The sequence below is a fragment of the Nitrosovibrio sp. Nv4 genome (assembly GCF_900215485.1).
GTDB lineage: Bacteria > Pseudomonadota > Gammaproteobacteria > Burkholderiales > Nitrosomonadaceae > Nitrosospira.
In genome coordinates this window covers 924819-946793 of record NZ_OCMZ01000002.1, presented here as the reverse complement: position 1 = coordinate 946793, position 21975 = coordinate 924819, and the positions used below count along the sequence as shown (strand labels likewise).

The 21975-nt window shown below is 52.4% G+C and carries 12 protein-coding genes and 1 tRNA gene; 10 read left to right on the top strand and 3 right to left on the bottom strand.

The genetic code is table 11. The features are described from left to right. Positions 1-34: 34 nt before the first annotated feature. A complete protein-coding gene (gene queD / locus CRO05_RS12415) occupies positions 35-496 on the bottom strand; it encodes a 6-carboxytetrahydropterin synthase QueD (RefSeq protein WP_097067453.1) in 462 nt (153 codons plus the stop codon). A gap of 1 nt (position 497) precedes the next feature. Here queD and CRO05_RS12410 point away from each other — a divergent pair, with 1 nt between their 5' ends. Beyond that, complete coding sequence (locus tag CRO05_RS12410; protein WP_235001428.1) at positions 498-1373, top strand: radical SAM protein; 876 nt, start codon at positions 498-500, stop codon at positions 1371-1373. A gap of 88 nt (positions 1374-1461) precedes the next feature. On the opposite strand, the gene CRO05_RS12405 is transcribed toward CRO05_RS12410, so the two are convergent. Next, positions 1462-1746, bottom strand: a complete 285-nt coding sequence (locus tag CRO05_RS12405; RefSeq protein WP_097067452.1) for a DNA-binding transcriptional regulator — start codon at positions 1744-1746, stop codon at positions 1462-1464. A gap of 409 nt (positions 1747-2155) precedes the next feature. Between CRO05_RS12405 and CRO05_RS12395 the strand changes: the two genes are divergently transcribed. The 7 genes from CRO05_RS12395 (at position 2156) to CRO05_RS12360 (ending at position 9804) form a co-directional block, all read left to right on the top strand. Continuing rightward, positions 2156-3385, top strand: coding sequence for an aspartate kinase (locus CRO05_RS12395; RefSeq protein ID WP_097067450.1), 1230 nt, complete (start codon positions 2156-2158; stop codon positions 3383-3385). A gap of 97 nt (positions 3386-3482) precedes the next feature. Continuing rightward, positions 3483-3575, top strand: a tRNA-Ser gene (locus tag CRO05_RS12390). Positions 3576-3821: 246 nt separating this feature from the next. Then, entirely contained in the window at positions 3822-4187 is a 366-nt protein-coding gene (locus tag CRO05_RS12385) for a hypothetical protein (protein WP_097067449.1), read from the top strand. Positions 4188-4483: 296 nt separating this feature from the next. Beyond that, positions 4484-4702 carry a hypothetical protein gene (locus CRO05_RS12380; protein ID WP_143860926.1) on the top strand — a complete coding sequence of 73 codons (219 nt, stop codon included), beginning with the start codon at positions 4484-4486 and terminating at the stop codon, positions 4700-4702. Positions 4703-5261: 559 nt separating this feature from the next. Next, positions 5262-6053, top strand: coding sequence for a hypothetical protein (locus CRO05_RS12370; protein ID WP_097067446.1), 792 nt, complete (start codon positions 5262-5264; stop codon positions 6051-6053). 521 nt (positions 6054-6574) lie between these two features. Continuing rightward, a complete protein-coding gene (locus CRO05_RS12365) occupies positions 6575-6940 on the top strand; it encodes an AlpA family transcriptional regulator (protein ID WP_097067445.1) in 366 nt (121 codons plus the stop codon). 419 nt (positions 6941-7359) lie between these two features. Then, on the top strand, positions 7360-9804 hold the full coding sequence (locus tag CRO05_RS12360) for a toprim domain-containing protein (RefSeq protein ID WP_159462739.1): 2445 nt from the start codon (positions 7360-7362) through the stop codon (positions 9802-9804). Positions 9805-10183: 379 nt separating this feature from the next. On the opposite strand, the gene CRO05_RS12355 is transcribed toward CRO05_RS12360, so the two are convergent. Next, positions 10184-11449 (bottom strand): Shedu immune nuclease family protein, encoded by a 1266-nt coding sequence (locus CRO05_RS12355; RefSeq protein ID WP_097067443.1) that lies wholly within the window; start codon positions 11447-11449, stop codon positions 10184-10186. A 1056-nt stretch (positions 11450-12505) separates the two neighbouring features. Between CRO05_RS12355 and CRO05_RS12350 the strand changes: the two genes are divergently transcribed. Continuing rightward, positions 12506-13801, top strand: coding sequence for a LuxR C-terminal-related transcriptional regulator (locus tag CRO05_RS12350; RefSeq protein ID WP_097067442.1), 1296 nt, complete (start codon positions 12506-12508; stop codon positions 13799-13801). A 164-nt stretch (positions 13802-13965) separates the two neighbouring features. Continuing rightward, positions 13966-21957, top strand: coding sequence for a SpvB/TcaC N-terminal domain-containing protein (locus CRO05_RS12345; protein WP_097067441.1), 7992 nt, complete (start codon positions 13966-13968; stop codon positions 21955-21957). Positions 21958-21975: the final 18 nt, after the last annotated feature.

Here is a 21975-nt window from a genome sequence, read left to right as displayed (position 1 = left end):
GCACCGTAAAACCCGTTGGCCGAACAATTGTCTTTTACCTTGATGACATAATCTGTCCTCGCACTGCATCCGCCCAGCAATTAGGTGTTTCAAACAATCGTACCTGCTCCAGTCTGAGGTGGTTCCCATAGATATCCTCATAAGCTGCATCGAGTATACGAAACGCGGTGAGAGCGAGATTTTCGGCTGTAGGCGGCGTATCCAGCACTACTGTTTTATGGTTCTCCAGAGATTGAAGGAATTCCAGCAACCTTACGTCTTCGGAATACACGAGAAATGCATGGTCCCATTTATCAACCAGCGCAGTGTTGGCAATGCGTTTGACTTCCGAATAATCCATGACCATTCCTTGCTCGGAGACGCCGGCCTTATTGATAATATTCCCCGACAGGGTAATTTCAATAGCGTAGCGATGCCCGTGCAAGTGACGGCATTTGCTATTATGGGAAGGTATGCGATGGCCGGCATCGAATTCCAGCCTGCGTGTGATTAACATTATGGGAATTGTAACATTGCAGCGAACTTCTAAACTATTGCATATCACCGACCACAGCCGTGACATTGCGGGAATGACCTATATCTATCCCGTCGTGTCGCGCCGCGCCGGCGGCGTCTCGATAGGCATCAATCTTAATCCCAACAATGCCTGCAATTGGCGTTGTATCTATTGCCAGGTTCCGGAACTCAAGCGCGGCACGGCGCCGGCGATTGATCTTGCCAAGCTCGAAACGGAATTAGGTACGTTTCTGCATGAAATTCTGTACGGCAGCTTCATGCAGACGCACGTGCCGCCGGAAGTACGGCGCATTAATGACATTGCGTTTTCGGGTAACGGCGAGCCTACCAGCGCCCGCGAATTCGAACAGGTGGTGGAGTTGATCGCGCGCATCAAAGCCGATTACGAGCTGCCTGAGGAACTTAAACTGGTGTTGATCACGAATGGCAGCCTGATAGACAGGCCCGGCGTGCAGGAGGGATTGCGCCGCATGGCGGCGCTTAACGGCGAGGTCTGGTTCAAGCTGGATAGCGTCACCCGCGAAGGCAGGCAGCACATCAACAACACCCGGATGAGCTTGAAGAAAATGCGTAATAATCTTCAACTAGCTGCGTCCCTATGTCCTACCTGGCTGCAAACATGTGTGTTTCAAAAAGATAATGCGCCGCCGACCAGGACGGAGTCAGACGCATATTTGACATTTATAGAAGAGTTTTTGCAGGAGGGAGCGCCACTCCAAGGTGTGCTGCTATATGGCCTTGCGCGTCCGTCCATGCAGCCGGAAGCATCAAGGCTCACAAAAATCAGTGGGGAGTGGATGGAGGCGTTTTCAGCGAAAATCGAGGCCCTCGGACTCGCTGTCAGGCTTAATCCGTGACTTGCAATTTTTCTTGCCTGCTCGATTCTCCAGTTGATACTCAACGAAGACGATAGCGACGCGTGGGATCGCAGCGAATTTTTGCCAGTTACTTCGCTTTGGCAGCTTTCTTCAGGCTCTTGTACCGGTCAGGATCCTGACTTTTCAGCAACGCGGCTACAGCCAGATCGTCTTTTCTGATTTTTGTGAGATCGATGTGCTCAATATGCACGAGTCGTACAAGCTCCCTTACCGGCCTTGGCATATTTCGTCCGCTCTCATAGCGGGAACCACCGCTTTGAGTGACGCCGACCTTGCTCCAGAAGTCATGCTGATTAAGACCCAATTTGCGGCGAATTTCACGAGGATTGGATATTTCTTCGAAGAGTTTCATGATCAGCTCTCAATAGGTTATTAGTTAGGGTTATGTTATAGGATTATTGCACATACATAAATTTAATTTGTTTTTTTATTCTATGCAAGTATTAGCGCCTTGCTTTCCGGTTTCTGCCAGAATTATCCCAGCTCCGGTGCTTATCATATTGCATATCCGGGAATCTCTGGATAAGGTTCCGGATATAGCGGCAATACACGTTCTATGGGATTTTGTTCGGCGGTTCCCCGATTTTCTTTTCGGTTATGAGGTAAAATCCGGATGTGGAATTCATATTTCCTCAGGCAATTATTAATTTTAGCTGCTTACTGTACTAAATTTTAGCCGCTCACCGTACTAAATTGATCCGGCATATAACCTGTTTTGCCGGACAGGTTCGTTGTTATCAACATGGAAAGCGTCGGTAATCGTGACACTTATTGTTCAAAAATACGGTGGTACATCGGTAGGCAGCACCGAGCGCATTAAAAATGTCGCCCGCCGCATAGCAAAATTTCAATCGCATGGCCATCAGGTCGTAGTGGTGGTTTCGGCTATGAGCGGAGAAACCAATCGCCTCATTGCCTTGGCGAGGGAATTCCAGGCTCATCCGGAACCGCGTGAACTCGATGTTATGGTTTCAACCGGTGAGCAGGTTTCCGTTGCGCTGCTGTCGATGGCACTGATGGATCTGGGCATCAAAGCGAAGAGCTATACCGGAGCCCAGGTGCGGATACTGACCGACAACGCCTACACCAAAGCGCGCATCCTCAGAATCGACGAGGATAAAATACGTGCCGATCTCAACGCGGGATATGTAGTGGCGGTCGCCGGTTTCCAGGGAATGGACGAAACCGGCAGCATCACGACTCTTGGCCGCGGTGGGTCTGATACCACAGCTGTTGCGCTAGCGGCAGCGCTTAAAGCCGATGAGTGCCAGATTTATACCGACGTGGATGGCGTTTATACAACCGACCCGCGTATCGTGCCCGAAGCTCGCAGACTCAAGACCGTTACCTTCGAGGAAATGCTTGAAATGGCGAGCCTGGGTTCGAAGGTGCTGCAAATTCGTTCGGTCGAATTCGCGGGAAAGTACAAGGTCAAATTGCGGGTGTTGTCCAGTTTCGAAGAAGAAGGCGAGGGCACCCTGATTACTTTCGAGGAAGAAGAGAACATGGAGCGAGCGATTATTTCAGGCATCGCATTCAATCGCGACGAGGCCAAGATTACCGTGCTGGGCGTGCCGGACCGCCCTGGTATTGCTTATCAGATTCTCGGCCCGGTGGCTGATGCCAATATTGATGTGGACATGATCATTCAGAACGTCGGCCATGATGGTTTGACTGACTTCTCGTTTACCATAAATCGCAGTGAATTCGCCAGGACCATGGATATTCTGGAAAATCAGGTGCAGGCCCACATTGGCGCACGGGGTGTCATTGGCGGGGAGAGAATAGCGAAGGTATCGGCAGTGGGTGTCGGAATGCGATCGCATGTCGGCATTGCCAGCAAGATGTTTCGCGCTCTGGCGGAAGAAGGCATCAATATTCAAATGATTTCCACCTCCGAAATAAAGATCTCTGTGGTAGTGGACGAGAAATACATGGAACTTGCCGTGCGGGTGTTGCATAAGGTGTTCGAACTGGACCAGGCATCCTGAATCACGGTGACAGGTGTTCAGCCGGACATACCATATATTGCTCGCAATCCATCGTTTGACCGAAGAGTTGTAAACCGCTATCCTAGTGTGGTTTTGCGGAGAGATGGCCGAGTGGTCGAAGGCGCTCCCCTGCTAAGGGAGTATAGGCTCAAAAAGCTTATCGAGGGTTCGAATCCCTCTCTCTCCGCCAGTGAATGCTGTAATACTCTGATATTAAATAAGATTTAATTGTATAACTTATGTTACCTACTCTCTAGCCCCCATTTCAATAGCAGGGTTCCCCGGTAAAGTCATGGCCCTCAAAGAACATACCAAGCATTAATCTTGATTAATGCCTCTGTTTCTGGCGCAAGGTTTCTCTGCTCTGCACTCCTCAAGCTCGTGTTTAGCGTCATTTCCCACTACTTACGCTACTAATCCCTACAGGAGAATCAGCTTGTCCATTGACAGGTCTGAAGTTGAGAATCTGATCGAACGAAGCGGGTTTGTACGCTCACACGAAACGAAAAAGGTTGTGGAGTACCGCTCATCTCATAACGGAAAAGTGTTTTACTTTCGAACAGAGATTGGACTTCCCGAGTACATCAGACTTGTGGTCCATCCACATGAGGAAATAGCAGGCCTTATTGCACTTACCGGCGTAACAGCAAACTCTCCTAAAGAATTTCAGCACGGCAGCAATATGTCGCGCTTCCCCAAGAAAATGAACCGAGGGAAGGATGAGATCCATTATGGCAGGGCACTTAATGTGTCATCGTTGACTGCACTCAGCGACCTTGCATCCGCTTTTCATAAGCTGTAAATACCAGAGGTTACACTATCTGGAGCGACTGCTCCCTTCCATGCCCGGTCATGCCGCAACTAGGCGCTATTGCCGCTAGAGGCCAATGTTGACCATCTGCTATCGGAAAACGGAAGTGTCTTGATCCGCCGAGAGGCGGCATGTCAATATCATGGAATGACGGCTTTTCAGTCTGCAGGTACTCTTTCAAGCTCGACTAATTAACAATAACACCTATTAGCCTAGAGGAGGTTAAGTTGCAGGACAACGACGAGGATGCTCGCCGGCCCCGACCGGAAAATATAGGGACATCGCTCGTGAAATCAATTCTTTCTCCGAACGTACTGGATATTGCGAGTGATATTACTGAACTCGTTCTTGATTCCTCTTTAGATGAGGGTGTCCTCAAGGAAATACCGGTGGTTGGTTGGGGGATAAAATTGTGGGGTGCGGCATCAACTGTAAAAGAACGTATTTTTCTCAATAAAGTCGCGAAGTTTCTTCAAGCCAGTGCGGCTATTAGCGAAAGCGGATAGGGAGGAATTTACTCAGCAGCTTGCATCAGACCCATCATTTTTGCGAAAAGTCGGTGAAAATTTAATTCTCCTATTGGACCGACACGATAATATGGACAAACCTCATCTACTTGGTAAGGTGTTTTCCGGTTACCTGAGGAAAGAGATTGGATACGAGGCTTTTTTGCGGCTCGCCGCGGTTATCGACCGGACATTCATCGGAGACCTGAAGAACCTAGAATTCCACTACCAAAAAATACAGTCGTACGATCCTAAGTTGCGCGAACCTTTTAGCGCGTTCCTGGACAACGATACCACTCAAATACTTTATAACGCTGGACTTGTACGCTCCGAAGGCCTTGCTGAAAACATCTATCACGTAAACGACCTTGGAGCAGAATTCATACGTTTAATTAAGTATTAACCCTCTGCACCTACAACGAATTACGCCTTGAACTGGAACATTTATTTAATCAACCGCTGATCCCTAGGATCTCTAGTAGGTAAGTTCAACAAAGATACGAATTGGACGGTAAAACGCCCACCGATTTTCTATACCGCCATTTATACAGGGAAAATAATGGACGAGGGGGATTTGATGTTAATCCGCGCCCAAGTATTGCACGACTTGGGTGAGTTGGCGCCGGATTACTACGAGTGGGCCGTTGGCAAGATAGGCCAAGGTCGGGCAGATTGGATGCTGGGAAGAATGCTTGCCAAGAAAAAGTCTTCAATGACTCACCGTCAAGCATTAGCTTGCCAAGTATTGCTGATGGTCGGTTTGTACCGCGTGACCGCTGATGCATTAGCTGAAAGAAATGAGTCGAGAGCCTCAAGACAAAGCCTGCCAGAGGAAAGGGCAGGTGAAGAAGCTGAATTTAGAAAATTGACTAATAACGCCCTTTTTTTTGAATATCAGCTACGGGAATATTTGACGCTATATGCAGCGCAGCTTCCAAAAAATAAAGGACGCTCCCTTACGTCACTTATCGTAATTGAGGGCTACGAACCAGGTTCTATCGCTTTGGGCGGATCAAACCATGTTCCAGTTACGGCTCCCGCAGCGGACCCCGTTGAGTCACGCCTTGCTGAGCTGTTTGATCCGTTATCGAGAGCAGGAATAGCAGCGTTGTTTAATATGATCGACAAAGAAACATGGAGGGCATATTTCGAAAGAGCCGCTCGAAATGGACTAATCTACGCTAGGCAACTAGGTCCGACGGCGATTTGCTATAACCCTTTTCATGTGGGGGAATGGCTGATCAAACACAACGCGGATTGCACACAGAGCCAAATCGATCGGAAATTAGCAAATAACCTTCCACGGCGCAGTAAGGGCATGAAAGCGCTCTTTACTGGAGAGGTTGATTGAAGACCTCCGGACGGGAATGTATTGCTGTGACAACAACAATATTGACCGAGGAATAATTTGTAGTAGTCGAGATTTCAACTGACAAGTAATGTTAGATTGACGTCACCGTTATTGATACAGAACGGACCACCATCTTCTGCAATGCCGATGCTCAAGAAAAGCTCACCCTCAGTCTAACGGCATAGCACCCCACGTGATCTCACTGCTTGCGCGTATGGATCGCAGGCTCGCTCGTACAGGCGGAAGCTCTTCTTCCCTGCCACTTTTTCTATACAGTGCTGCCATATTTTTAAGGCTCAAGGCCACATCGGATGATCAGGGCCGAGCGGCAGCCGTATTTAATTCACCCGATGTTTTCGCCATTTGTCGCCCCCTCTGCTTATTTTCTAAGCAAATTTCCGCCACGTTTCCGCCAAAACCCGCCGCTTTACGCCATTTTTGAAATCTCAATGCGAGCGACGGAAACTGCCTCTATTCCCAAGCGACACCTTGAGCTTGCTTGGTAATCTATAGGAGGCATTGTGAAAGACCAACTGAAAGAATTATGTCCCGCTATCGGTGTTCCCGTACAACGGTCGCTAACAAAGAAGGCTTCCTCTGCGCGGGAGCCCAGCGATTTTGATACTGGCAGTCCTCAGAACACTTTGAACAAAGGAATGGAAGTAACAAACATCCTCGTTCCCCCGGCCTACGATGCAGTTTACCGGATGGGCAGAGTGATCCAACTCACCGGCCTGTCGCGTTCTTCCATTTACAGACTCGAAGCTCTCGGCTTATTTCCAGCCAGGATCAAACTAGCTGCGTCAGCAAGTGGCTGGCGCAGTAAAGACGTGCATAGCTGGATTTCCAATCGCCCTCTCGCTGCTGCAACAAGGGGGATGAAATGAGAACATCTTTATACGTACCCCATCTGCTGCGCTTCACGCCTCCAGTTGCGAGACGATTTGGAATCCAGATTTACCCTGTTTTTAGCCTGTTCACAGAAATCCCAGCCGACAGGAGGATTTGCCGTGCATAACTTTATCCAAGTGCCGGAAGGCACAACGCTCCTGGACCTGCTGGGGGCAAAGCGCGAACTGCCTTCAATAGGCAAAAAGTCTCACATTTGCGCATCATGTTTTAAACCATTCAACGCCTCGCGCCGGATAGCTGGGCATTTAAGAACTACTTCGGCTGAGCTGTTTATACCTGTCATCTTCATCTATCCGCTATGTCGAGGGTGCGCAGAACAACTGAAACAAGGCGGGAAAAAGGAGGACGCAGTCCTCGCCGCTGTGGAGAAATTCATAAACGGCGAGGTATCGCAATGAGCCCATTCTTACCCCCTGCCCTGATCGAGTTCATGCACCAGCACGGATATCGGCCGAACCCGCTGAAATCAAGTGGAAGCGGATTCCTCCGCTTTCCCGTCGGCAAGGAGGCGAACGGCAATATGAGCGGTTACGTCAAACTCTTTCCCGAGAGTGAAGGAGCGGTCGTCGGTGACTTTAAATCCGGGACGCAACTCATCTGGAGCGCCAGAGATGTAAAAACGCTTCTGCCGGCAGAGCGAACCGCTCACGAGCTTGCATTAAAGAAGGTCCGTGAGGAGCTAAAGGAAGAGCGCTGCCGACTGCATGCAGCTGCGGCAGTCAAGGCGGCCGAAATCTACGCAGGTACAAATAGTGCCAAAGCCGATCACCCGTACCTGGTCAGGAAATGCATCAATCCGTGCGGCGCGATCAGGCAATCGGGAAGCCAGCTGCGCCTTCCCGTATACGTCGAGGACAAGCTTACAAGCCTTCAATTCATCGAAGAGGATGGGACCAAACGGTTCCTCACCAACGGCGAAATCAAAGGCGGCTGCTGCGTTCTGGGTACGCCTGGAGAGGTCATCTGTATCGCCGAAGGGTACGCCACTGGTTGCAGCATATGTGAGGCTACGGGCCATGCGGTAGCAGTGGCTTTCAATGCGGGCAACCTCATGCACGTGGCCCAAGCCATGCGTCAACGGTACAAGCGAGCCACCCTCATCCTCTGTGCCGACAATGACCAGTGGACGGAAGGCAACCCCGGCCTGACCAAGGCAACGGAGGCTGCCATAGCAGTCGATGCATTGCTAGCTGTGCCGGACTTCTCAGGGTGTGATATGAGCGGCAGGCCGACCGACTTCAATGATCTGCATGTGCTGGCGGGAAAGGAGGCAGTAAGCAAGGCCATCTCTACAGCCGGAAAAGTCGATGTCGGACGGGCTGATTCACATGTCGAGCTCCTCCAACATCTGGAGGCAGATCCGACGCTCGAACCATTTAACAACGCAATCGTTATAGATGAACAACAACCTGATCTCCAGTCCGGCACTGCTGCGGAAGCGGCAGCCAAATCTGTGACATCGGAGACAGGAATGCCAATGGAGGAAAAAGATATGGTAATGCAAGTCAAGGGAAACAACCTGAACCCTGCCAAACAGGAGGACGCGTCTGCCACCGAGGACTCTGGTCCCCTGGCCCCTCCTAACATGCCCGATGCAGGTTTTCCCCCGCTCATGCGTGACATCGTCGAGGCTGCATGCGACAGCAGCGAAGCTCATCCGGTCGCAGTGGCGGCAAATGAGCTGGCCTACTTCAGCGCAATGATCGGGCGAGGGATCTATCAGCGTATTGGAGATGTCGTGATCCACTGCCGGCCCTTTCCGCTTATCGTCGGCAAGAGCGGAAAGGCACGCAAGGGGACGTCAGAATCCACAGTACGCAAGATCTTCAAGCGAGCTGATGCGATCCTTTGCAAGCGAAGAGGTGTTAAAGAAGGTCTGCGCTGCCATACTGGCGGCCTCTCCACAGGTGAGGGCATTGCCTGGGCCATTCGCGATCCAGTCGAACCCGACGAAAAAAACAGGGGTAGCGACCCGGGTGTAACAGACAAGCGATTGCTGGCCATCGAGAGTGAATTTGACAATGTTCTTTCGCAGTTGCGGCGCGACAGCAACACCTTGTCGGCCGCTATCCGCAATCTCTTTGATGGCCGCGACCTTGAGCCGCTCACCAAAACCAGCCCCACACGGGCAACCCGGCCTCACGTGTGCATACTTGGTCACATCACCGGGCATGAACTGCGCGAAAAAGCGACTGCAAACGATGTCGCAAACGGGCTGTTGAATCGTTTCCTCATGCTCTATGTTTCCCGGCCCAAGCTCGTCGCTTTGCCTCGTCCTACTCCGGAGGCGAGGATTGAGGAGCTGGCGCAGCAGGTAGCGGATGCAATCATGGCTGTCACCGAAGGCAAATTGTGGGCTGATAATATGTATGAGAGTACCTTCAGCGATCCTGCCCGTGACTTGTGGGTCGAACACTACCCGGCCATCACACGCGACCGCGAGGGCAAGGCAGGAAGCCTGCTTGCGAGATCGGAAATGTATGCGCGGATGCTTGCGATGGCCTTTGCTGCAATGGACGGGCGGCTCATTATTGAGCCAAAAGATCTCCGTGCCGCTTTTGCCTGGGTGGAATACTGGAGCTCAAGCGTAAGCTACATCTTCAATTGTGGAGATGATGATGGTGCACTCGACCCCGAAGCTGCCAAGGTATTCGAGATCATCAAGGTCGAACCCGGTATCACGCTCAGCGAGTTGCAGCAACGCTGGAACAACAAGTCTACGAAAAAGGTGACGAACGCGTTGAAGGTATTGCTCGATCTGGCTCCGCCACTGATCGAAGAGCGCAAGCGGGAAACCGCTGGGCGGCCGGCCCGTACCTATTTCGTCTATGGGAAATAAGTAAGATAAGGTAGAAAAGCTTATCCATGCGGTCTGCAGCACGATTTAAGGGGTGGAAAAGGGTGAGAAAAGGATGAGAGGCAGGATCACAACAGATGGAGGTTTTTCCTCATCCCCTGCTTAATTTACCTTTTCTCACCCTTAGCAATATGGCTGAAACCCAGTAGCCATGCCTTTCTTGCCTTATTTACCTTTTCTCGCCGTATACATATAAACCTACGCTGGAAGAATGATGACCACAGCTCCTGTGATGGGGGTGCGCGGGTCAAAACTCAATGACTTTTGAGGTGGAACCCGATTGCTTAGTGAAAAAATCGGGTGCGCGAAATTGGCAGAGGGGGGGTAGGAGGGGCAGTGCGCGTTTAGAGCCGAAATCGATTTATATACTCTGTTTGCCACGGCTCTCCGCTCGCCCAATAGGCTCGTAGTTCTCCGTCTCCTTAGGGATTGACTCCACAATAAATCTTGCTCGTTCAAAGAGCTCGTCGAACGTGATGATCTCAGGCGACATTGTGTTGCGTCTAAAGAGTTCAAAGGACGAGTATTTCTCTTCGTTGATGCCATGCTCTGTTTGAAATTCAGATAGCGAGCCCACGACGATGAAGCACTTCGGCTGATAAAGGAAGAGCTGTTCGCCTGTTGGTGCTCCGCTTGAGTCTGTGATCTCTGTCCTTGATCGGATATTGGCTAACGAGACCTGTACCGACCGTTGTACCTGCCCGATGCCACCTGCGAGTTCGTCAGATATCTGCCAGCACTCTTTTCTGTATGGCGACGAGATCTGCTTTAAAAGATGAGTTGCGTGCGTCTTGATCTCGCCAAAGGATAAGGCGCCAATGAGTCCTTGTGTCTTGAGTAAGGCATCGACACGCTTGCCAGAGCCGGTTAGATCGTGGCCCTTGACTACCTGTTCGAGCTTCTCGTTGTCCAGTGGGGAGTTTAGGAAATAGTTCAGTCCGTAGCCGAATATCCAGGTGTTCTGTTCAAAGAACCGTTGCCAGACGTCTTCGTTTCTCTTTCCTTGCCCTAGCTCAGGCTTGCGTTTTAAGAAGTGGGAGTCGTCGAAGAGCAAAGACTCGAACTCCGCAACCTGTTTGCGGCGGTGACCAAGGACGGCAACATCCCGGGCAGTTATCTGATGGCGGGTCAATTCTTCAAAAAGTTGAGGTTGTTGGCTCAGAAGACGCAGCGCTTGTTCCTTTGTAAGGACTAGGCTCTCGACAAATTTGTCGTCAAGCTTCGTGCTGTGTTCGTCCTTGATAGGCAAAAATTCAATGTTCCTGAGGAAATTGTAGAGTGATGAGATTTCGTCACCTATGAAGGTGAAGTAGCATTTATGAGGTGAACCCCCCTCGACCGTATACTTTTGAATCTGTAGAGTTGCGACATCGCGCGTGTCTTCGTAGAACGTCGCTTTGATCTCCTGCCTCTGACCCTCCGTAATGCGAAGTGACACTTGCTTTCCGTCGCGAAAGAACTGGTGTGATTCAGCACAGCCGATGATTTTAGATACGATACGAAATGGACGTTCAAACTCCTCAACTTCGCCATCTGTTGTCTTTCGGTATGACTTCTGGCTTAACGACCGGCTGAGGTACACTCGGTCATCGCGCTTGTTTCGGAAGTATTCGTAGTCGTCTGTCATTCGCGTTCTCTAGCCGGTATCAATATCCAGGAGACTTCGCCAATATTCTGCAAATGTCGCGCCTGAATAACGCGTCCACTAGACCGTAAAAATCAAATTGGAATGGTGGACCATAGTTATTCAGCAGTTTGGCTTAGGTAGAAGCCCGATGGTACGCGACTTCATCGCACAGGGTCCGTGACGTTGGCGAAAAAGCGCGTAGCCATTGTTTTATCTGTTGTTCGAGGTTGCGGTGTCGAAATAACCAGACGGTGACGAGGCGGTGCATCAATCCCCAAAACGGATAGCAGCGTCCCTCGGGGGCTAAGAAATTAGCGCAGCAATTTTTGCATAGAACTCGCCTCCAGATTGTCAGCGTCGCGTCCGTAGTAGCTTCTCTATTGTGGTGGGCGCAAAGCCCAATTACGTTCTCTACCTTATCGGGCACTCTTTTCCGAGAGCAATGACGTGATGCGTCTCTAGATAGAGACGTCCACCCGCCAACTCGAATCCCGTTGCCCCAAAATACCCGTAACCACCTCTTGCCCGTCTAAGCTCTGTCGAACTTCGTCATCCCGTCGGTACCCACCACCTACTCCCTTCACACGGTCAGGTCGTTCCACGCCGGGTGGAGACAACCCGACGTCATCGATCGCACTGAAAAAAATCTTCTATCTTTCCTCTTGTACCATTAAACACTCCAGCGACGGACACTTTACCTTGAACCTAGGCTACCAAGCCGGCGCGCGTGCAATGTTACTCTGCAGTAACACGGCCGGTCAAAGAATCTAGGATTAGAACAAGTCCCCGGTTTTAACGCGTTTTTAGTTGAGTGAAAATAGCGTACGTCCCTGGTACTGGAACCGCAACGAAATACTTTTGAGTCGGATTTAATTACACAGAATGCAACAGTCACAAAAATTGCTCTTGATTTCTGATCAGTATCAGCTAATTTTAATCTACGCGCTTCCACCCAAGAATTGTAAGACCTATAAACCAGGCCTGACGAATGTTAATTTTCGTGGATCACACCGAGCGAAGAATACGAAAAAATAAAAGCTCGAGGGCAATATATTCATGAGCTCGAAAGGCGCCGACTGGGTTTCACTTATCGAAGCGAGCTACAATCTGGAAGGGTCCGATTCCACCTGGCTAAAACGGGTTCTTGATCGAGCTTCACCTCTCCTCGGCCGTGGCAATGAGCCCGTTGGCTGGACATTCAACTGCACTCCTACTTCTTTCTCCCTTGGCAGTTTTTCCGAGGGAACTTCCAAGGCATTAGTTTATGCTGCACGCATGTCACATGCACTGTCGACGGAAAAATCGCTAGATTTGACTTATCGTACGGGGGTTGTCATTGCGACCGCCAGCGAACTCGTGTTTCCCCGGTTGCCGGACATGCACAAGATGTTCATGAAACTGCTCAGAGGCCGGGTACAGGACCTGCTGGTCATCAATTGTCAGTCGGGCGAAGGGAGTGGTGTATCCGTTGGAATGCTGCTTAAGGAAACGTCGAGAGCGACCGAAGAAGAAAGACGGCGTTGGCCCCGGATCGCCGCGCATGTGGGAGCGGCGATCCGGTTGCGCACTAAGGCTGCCGCTCTGTCCGTCGATTCACCCGAAGTCGAGGCGGTACTCGATTCTGGCGGCAGACTGCATGATGCTCGCGGACCTGCTAAGGACAATGACGCCAGAGAGAATCTACGTGAAACTGTTCGCCGTATTGAGCGGTCGCGGACTCTTGACGGACGATCGGAAGTGGATGAAGCATTAGGGAACTGGGAAGGCTTGGTTAGCGGGCGCTGGTCGATGCTCGACCGTTTCGATAGCGACGGACGCCGTTTTGTCGTAGCCGTCAAAAACGATCCAACTCATCCTGATCCGCGTGGCTTGACGATACGTGAGCGGCAAGTCGCCGAGTATGTGGGGCTGGGGTATGCCTCGAAGGAAATAGCGTATACGCTGGGACTTTCAGACTCGGCCATCACCAATTGCACTGCCCGTGCACAGGATAAGCTGGGCATGGCTTCCCGCGCCGAACTGGTCGCATTCTTCGCGCCGAGCGGACTGAGGCGCAAGCTGGCCGAGACCTCGGTTGCTGGAGAACAACTGCTCATAGGTAACTATCCCCTGGTCAATACCCGTCATATCGCCAACCTGTCCGAGACCGAGCGCGAAGTGGCCGCGCTCATGATTGCCGGATCCACTAATGCCGATATCGCAAACCGAAGGGGAACGAGCGAACATACGGTCGCTAACCAGGTGCAATCCATTTTTCGTAAGCTGGGTGTCCGCTCCCGTAGCGAACTCGTGGTACGGCTGCAGGCTGCAGGCAACGGGTTGATGTTCCAATCAATGTCGTCGACATATTAAATTATGTGGACGATGTGTGAAATTAACTATTGTTGGATGCTGTTTATCGCAATAATCTGATCGCTAATTAACCGGTTTTCAGAAAAAACAGCCCGCGGAATTCGGTTCAGGATTTGTTGTATCAAATCTATGACATACCCAAGCAGTTCTCATGGGAGATTTGAGTGGAATATCAAACCGACAAAAATACCCCCAAGGGGAAAGAAGCTCAGGATGATAAGTTCTCGCTTTCCGCTCCGCAGATAAGCCTGCCCAAGGGCGGCGGCGCCATCCGTGGCATGGGCGAGAAATTCGCCGCCAACCCGGTGACGGGCACCGGCTCCATGTCGGTTCCCATAGCAACCAGCCCGGGGCGCAATGGCTTCGGCCCGCAGTTATCGCTCTCCTACGACTCGGGGGCCGGCAACGGACCTTTCGGTTTCGGCTGGAATCTTTCGCTGCCTTCGATCACCCGCAAGACTGACAAAGGTTTACCGCAGTATTTCGATGCCGAAGAGTCGGATGTTTTCATTCTCTCGGGTGCAGAAGACCTGGTGCCGATATTCAAGAAGGCTGGCGAGGAGCCTGAAGAGTGGGAATTGGATGAGAACGGCAACCACAAGTTCGATGAGTTTCTGCATGAGGGCTACCGTGTTCGCCGATACCGGCCCCGCGTCGAAGGCTTGTTTGCCCGCATCGAGAGATGGACGAACAACTTAGACCCGACAGACGTTCATTGGCGCTCGATTTCAAAGGACAATATTCTCACACTCTATGGTAAGGACAGCAATTCGCGCATCTGTGATCCGACCGATTTCCGGAAAATTTTCAGCTGGCTGATCTGCGAAACGCGCGACGACAAGGGTAATGCCATCCTGTATGAATACAAGGCCGAAGACGGGACGGGTGTCGGCTCGTCTCAAGCCAACGAGCGAAACCGTGAGCGTACGGCTAATCGCTACATCAAATACATTCGCTACGGTAATCAAAGGCCATTGCTGGATGCAGGCCGGCGCCCGCGCTTCCTGTCTCCCGAGCAAATCGGCCAAACCAGATGGCTATTCGAAGTCGTCTTCGACTATGGCGAGGACCATTACCGCATTCTCCCGCTTGATGCCTCGCTTCCGGTAGCCGCTCAACACCCGAGCGCTGAAGCTGCGGCGGAACCAGAAAGCCAACCCTGGGCAGTGCGGCCAGATCCGTTTTCCAGTTACCGTGCCGGCTTTGAGCTTCGCACCTACCGCCGCTGCCACCGCGTGCTAATGTTCCATAATTTTGCTGAGCTGGTCGTTCAGCCGTATCTCGTGCGGTCCACCGAGTTCGAGTATGCCGATCTAGATTATTCCGCCAATCCATCAGTCGAAACCGAACTCGACCACGACGGTAGCACGCGCTTTGCCTCCTTCATCCAGAACGTAGCCCAATCTGGGTACCTCATCGACGCTGCCGCGCCGGAAAATAGCGAGCCTACGGAGGATAGATACAGAAAGCATACCTACCTCAAGAAATCGCTGCCACCGCTACTATTCACATACAGCAAGGCAATCATTCAAGATGATATTCGCGAACTGGACGCAGCAAGCCTGGAGAACCTGCCTATCGGACTGGATGGCAGCACGTATCAGTGGGTGGATCTGGATGGCGAAGGCGTCGCCGGCATTCTCACCGAACAGGCGAATACCTGGTTCTACAAGCCCAATCTGGGCGAAGGGAAATTCGGACCCATGCAGCAAGTGTCACGCCAGCCCTCACTGGCGGCACTGAGCGGCGGACGCCAGCAATTGCTCGATCTGGCGGGAGACGGCCAGCTTGATCTGGTGGAATTCAGCGGGCCTACGCCAGGGTTTTATGAACGCACATTTGATGAAGACTGGGAGCCCTTTTTATCATTCAAAGCGCTGCCCAACGTACCATGGGACGAGCCCAATCTGCGTTTTCTCGACCTCAATGGCGACGGCCATGCCGATGTGCTTATCAGCGAGCATCAGGTTTTCACCTGGTATCCGTCAATGGCCGAAGAAGGTTTCGGTCCGGCGCGGCAAGTCTCACAGCCATTGGATGAAGAGGATGGCCCCCGGTTGGTTTTCGCTGACGGCACGCAATCCATTTATCTCGCGGATATGTGCGGGGACGGACTTACCGCGCTGGTGCGCATCCGCAATGGCGAGGTCTGCTATTGGCCCAATCTGGGTTATGGACGGTTCGGCGCTAAAGTGACCATGGATAACGCGCCATGGTTCGACAATCCCGACCAGTTCAGCCAGCAGCGCATTCGCTTGGCCGATATCGACGGCTCCGGCGCCACCGATATCATCTACCTGCACCGGGATGGCGTACGTCTCTACTTCAATCAATCCGGCAACCGCTGGAGCGCGCCCCGTGCCCTGCGCCAATTTCCTGCGGTCGATAATCTTTCCTCCGTGATGACTGCTGACCTGTTGGGCAACGGTACCGCCTGCCTGGTGTGGTCGTCACCCTTGCCCGGAAGCGTAGCCCAGCCGTTACGTTATATCGACTTGATGGGCGGAAAAAGGCCTGATCTACCCGACCTGATGCGCGGGCAAAAGCCTCACTTGCTAATTACAGTAGAAAACAACCTGGGTGCAAAAACGGAAATTCATTATGCCGCATCCACTAAGTTCTACCTTGCGGATAAGGCGGCAGGCACACCCTGGATCACCAAGCTACCTTTTCCCGTCCACGTCGTCGAAAAAGTGGTCGTCAGGGAGAAATGGCGGGGAACCGCCTTTGTCACTCGCTATAGCTACCATCATGGGTATTTCGATGGAGCAGAGCGGGAGTTCAGGGGCTTTGGACGGGTAGAGCAGGAGGATGTGGAAAATTACGGGGAATTCATCGGGGGCAACATCAACAGCCCCTACATAACCAATGATCGCATGCTTTACCAACCCCCGGTCAAGACCGTAACCTGGTTTCACACGGGAGCCTTCCTGAGCCGTGAGCGCATTCTCAACCAGCTCCAGCAGGAGTATTTCCCGCAACCCGATGTTTTTCTCGAAAACGCCTTGCGTGCGCCTGACCTCGCAGCACTGGATCTATCAACAGAAGAGTGGCGCGAAGCGCTGCGCGCCTGCAAGGGGATGATGCTTCGGCAGGAAATTTACGAGCTGGAGGTGGATGCGCTGGAGGATGGCGAAGAAAAACGCGTTAAGCTGTTCTCCACCGCTTATCACAACTGCCATATCCAACGGTTGCAACCCCGTGCCCAAAACCGCCATGCCGTCTTTCTCGTCACCGAAAGCGAAGCAATAGCGTATCACTACGAGCTCGATTTGCGCGATGAGGTGCCCCGGCCCTTGCAACCAGACCCCCGCATCGCGCATGCATTGAACCTCCGTACAGACAAGTACGGCAATGTGCTGGAATCGGTGGCTGTCGCCTATAGACGTCTGGGCCAGCATAACGAAACCGGTGTAGCACCGCTGCCGGACGGCACTCTGGAGCTGATCGCGAAAGTACAGGACGAGCAGCATCTGGCTTACACCGAGAATCGGTTTACCGATGACATAAGTGATTTCCTTGGCCCGGATAATTTCCGGCTGCCCCTGCCTTGCGAAGTCAAGACCTATGAACTCACCGGCATTAGGCCGGAGAGAGGGTTTTACTATTCATTAGCAGAGTTGCGGGAAGCAAACATAAAGAACGCCGAGAACGCCGTCACTGAGGATGCCGTCATTGAGATCCTCTACCATCAGCTTGCCAATGACGCCACGCCACAGAAACGTTGCGTTGAGCATGTGCGAGTCCTTTATTTCAACAACGCGCTGGACGCGGCATTGGCCTTAGGCGAACTTGGCGCATTAGGCCTGCCGTATGAAACCTACAAACTGGCGCTCACCAATGATTTGCTGGAAGCCATCCTGGGCGAAAAACTGCAAGAGTTGCCGCTGGAAGCGGGAGAAACAGACCGAGACAGGGTGCTTGACCGGATTTTGCAAGAGGGCGGCTATCATCAATTCACGGGTGAGACTGATAAGTGGTGGATCCGCTCCGGCATTGCGGGGTTTGATGACAACACTGCGGCAACTTTTTATACACCCAACCGTTATACCGATCCTTTCGGTAATACCACCGAGCTGACCTACGATAGCGATTACCATCTATATATCCAGAGCAGCAAGGATCCGATAGAAAATGTAACCGAAATTGATGCATTTGACTTCCGCGTCCTGGCACCCAGCCTGATGCGGGATATCAATGACAATCTGTCCGAGACTACCTTCGATATTCTCGGGCTGCCTGCCGCCATGGCGCTCAAAGGCAAAGGTAGCCAGAGCGATAATCTGGAGAATGTTTCCGCCGACCCGGACACCGGCACACTCATCCAATTCTTTACTGGTGGCTACGATAACGAAGGCGAAGCGGATGCCCGCGCGCTTCTGGGTAACGCCACTGCGCGCCACGTTTATTACTTTGGCGAACAATTTACGGATGGGCGTCTCACCTACGGCAGCCATCCTGCCTGTGCTGCAGGACTCAGGCGCGAAACACACTTTGCGGCCCCAGGCGGCGCCAACAGCGGACTGCAGACAGTTTTTGAGTATAGCGACGGCACCGGGCAGTTATTAATGGCAAAGGTCAAAGCCGAAGGCGGGCCTATTCCGAGATTCGCGCCGGACCCCTCCTTGCGCTGGATTACCAGCGGAAAAATGATCCTCAACAATAAGGGAAAATCTGTAAAGCAATACGAGCCGTACTTCAGCGGACATCACCGGTGGGACAACGAAGAAGCTTCACAGGCCGTTGGCGTCACGCCCATCCTGTATTACGACGCCGCAGGCCGCCTCATTCGCACTGAAGCGCCGGACGGCAGCTACAGTCGGGTGGAATTCACGCCCTGGCATGTTTACACGTATGATCAGAATGACACGGTACTTGAAGGGGGCAATGCCTGGTACGCGGCGCAAGATCCGCTCGATCCGACAAGTCCATTGCCCACTAATGTAACTGGTCAGTTGCTGGTCACACCGCAACAGCGTGCTGCCTGGTTGGCGGCGCAACATGCCGGCACGCCCGCTGCTGTTTTCCTGGATAGCTTAGGTCGGGAGGTGATCAGTGTCGCTCATAACCGGTATCAGGATGGTGACGGTGTGAGTCGTGACGAAAGATATGCCACCTATACCCATCTCGATGCCGAAGGCAAGCCGTTGTGGATACGAGATGCACGCGGCAATAGGGTCATGGAATATATCAAGCGCAACGCATCCGGTACGGGGTCGGAATATTTCCCCGCCTACGACATCGCAGGCAATTTACTGTTCCAGCACAGTATGGATGGCGGCGACCGCTGGATGCTAATGGATGCCACCGGGCAGCCGCATTACGCGTGGGACAGGAATGAGCGCATAGTCGAAGAGAGTCGGTTGCAGGAAGAAAGCCGTCTCTACCACACGGTCTACGACCCACTGCGCCGTCCCTTGGAACAGCGCTTGCGGATAAACAGAGAAACATGGCTTGTGACCGAACGATTTGTCTATGGTGAAAGCGTTTCAGAATCCGAGGCAGAAGCAAAGGCACGTAATCGGCGCGGACAGGTTTACCAGCACTACGACCCCAGCGGCTTGATCACGAATGAATTCTTTGACTTCAAAGGGAACCTGCTCGAAGTGACGCGACAGTTCGGCAGCGCCTATGCCGCTTCTATCATTCATTGGCCGGAAGATCCGCCACCGGCTGCGTTTGAGCACGAGACCTTCACCCAGCGCACCCAGTACGATGCGCTCAGCCGAATGACAGAACTGCAGAACTGGCATCGTGAAGGCCGGCCATCGGCGCTATACGAGCCGCAGTATAACGCGCGCGGGCTGTTGCAAAGCGAAGCCCTCACCGTGCAACGGAGAGTTATCCAAAACGCGGTTCTCAACATTGAATACGATGCCAAAGGTCAGCGTACCCGTATCCAGTACGGCAATGGCACGAGCACCCGTTATCATTATGACCCACTGACATTCCGCCTGATTCAGTTGCGCGCAACGCGCACGAGTCCGGGAGAAACACTGCCGATGCTCCCCAGTGGTCTGAACGACGAGAATGTGTTTCAAAACCTTTACTATGCCTATGACCCCTCCGGCAATATCACCGAAATTCACGATGATGCTTACCAGCCGGTATTCTTTCGCAACCAGGAAGTTGGGCCGAGCAGCCGCTATACCTACGACGCACTCTACCGGCTGATCGAAGCCACCGGACGTGAAAATTATCATGCAGATGGTCCGCCGCTGCAACGTCCGCCTGTACCTGCATCGGTGAATTTCTGGTTAGATGGCAACGTATTGCGCCACTACACCCAGCGCTACCATTACGACAGCGTGGGCAACATTCTGCAAATGCGCCATACCGCCGATCGTGGCAACTGGACGCGCAACTACCAGTACCACCTGCACAGCAACCGCCTGCTCGCCACACAAAACGGCAGCAGTCTGGTTTATGCACCTTACGTGGCAGCGGATGAAGCCACTCTCAGTGAGCAGTACAGCTACGATACCCACGGTAGCATGCGCCACCTGGCTAATGTGCCGGACGAATTTCGTCTGCGCTGGGATACGCGCGACATGATCCATACACTCGATCTGGGCGGCGGGGGCTGGGCCTATTACGAGTACGACAGCAACCAGCAGCGTACGCGCAAGCGCGTCGAGCGCAACAATGGCGGCCACACGGTGGAAGAGCGCTTTTATCTCGGCGGCATGGAATGGTACCGGCGCTGGCACGATGGCGGCTTGGTGGAAGAGATCGAAACGCATCATCTGTTCGTGGACGATCAGCGCGTGTTGATCATAGAGGATGTTATTGAAACGGATGCTGGCTTGCCAAAGACAGTATTGGATCGCTATCAGTACAGCAACCACCTCGGTTCGGTAGGGCTGGAGCTGGATGGCGCAGCACAGATTATTTCGTATGAGGAATACCATCCCTATGGGACGACGGCGTATCAGGCACGCGGACGGCGTGTGCAGGCTATCGCCAAGCGCTATCGCTATACCGGGATGGAGCGGGATGAGGAGAGCGGGTTGAGTTACCACAAGGCGAGGTATTATTTACCTTGGTTGGGAACGTGGGCGAGTTGCGATCCGATAGGGGTTGGAGATGGTCTCAATTTATATTGCTACTCAGCTCAAAATCCCATATCCAACAGTGATCCAAATGGACAACAAGCTCGAAGGTGGCAACGTCTCGATCCTGCAGATGTAGTCCAGGGAGAATCCTGGGAAAGTGGTGCCCCAGGAGCGGCACTTGGGACAATAATCGCAAACTGGTTGTTTGGCGATATGCCTCCTAATGCTCATGATTTTAGCGTGTTTGCTCGTGCTGCTGCAGATAGACAAATGGATAGAGCAGCATCACGAAGCCCAGCTACTCAGGTACCTGATGCAACGCCTCATTCATCAACCTCAACTTCTGTGCAAACTCCAGCCCACGTAGCACAATCTGCTGGTGTGCCTCCACCTCTTCAAAGTCCTGATGTTCCTGCTGCGACTAGATCCCCGAGCGTACCTGCGCATCCGTCAGTTCCAGACACCCAACCTTCAACTCTCCCTCCCCCTTCGCATCATACAAGATTAGATAGTAGATCTTCTCGTGATGCTTCCACAGTTCACGACGTTAGCAGCGATAGCGCTGATAGTGGGGGTGGCGGTAGTGGCAGAAGAGGTGAGCACGATGATGTGGAACCACAAGTATTACCACGAGAGCCAGTATCTGCTGAAAGCGCGTCCTCCGAGGCATCAGAGATAATGCAGAGAATAGAGTTGGTTGAACGAATGGGAGCAGTTGTTCGTGATAGTGGCGAGGTAGCAAGGCAAGCAGTAAGGTCAGGTGATCGTTTAACACTGGAGGAGCATCTTTTACCCAGTGAGGTGACCGAGATCCTAAATGGTAGGCCGCGTGCAGCAATGTTAATGGGAAAATTTGTAGAATCGCATGTTCGGCTTAGGTTTGCACTCGATCCCACAATTCAACCTCATGTTGAAGGGGGAGCTCGGTTACCTGCGAGAGGAGCCGTCCGACGCGGAAGAGTTAGAGATGGTGTGGCAGATTTCTTTGGAACGGATGGAGGACTGCTATCGAATGTGGTGATCGAAGTGACGACCATTAGAAGTCAGGCAGAGCACATGCTACGTGGATATATGGAACACGCCCTCGTTCTTACGTATTAGCGAATCACCCTGCGGGGT

Coding starts and splice junctions, on each gene's coding strand:
- queD (WP_097067453.1), bottom strand. CDS start 496: ATGTTAATCACACGCAGGCTGGAATTCGATGCCGGCCATCGCATACCT.
- CRO05_RS12410 (WP_235001428.1), top strand. CDS start 498: ATGGGAATTGTAACATTGCAGCGAACTTCTAAACTATTGCATATCACC.
- CRO05_RS12405 (WP_097067452.1), bottom strand. CDS start 1,746: ATGAAACTCTTCGAAGAAATATCCAATCCTCGTGAAATTCGCCGCAAA.
- CRO05_RS12370 (WP_097067446.1), top strand. CDS start 5,262: ATGGACGAGGGGGATTTGATGTTAATCCGCGCCCAAGTATTGCACGAC.
- CRO05_RS12360 (WP_159462739.1), top strand. CDS start 7,360: ATGAGCCCATTCTTACCCCCTGCCCTGATCGAGTTCATGCACCAGCAC.
- CRO05_RS12355 (WP_097067443.1), bottom strand. CDS start 11,449: ATGACAGACGACTACGAATACTTCCGAAACAAGCGCGATGACCGAGTG.
- CRO05_RS12350 (WP_097067442.1), top strand. CDS start 12,506: ATGAGCTCGAAAGGCGCCGACTGGGTTTCACTTATCGAAGCGAGCTAC.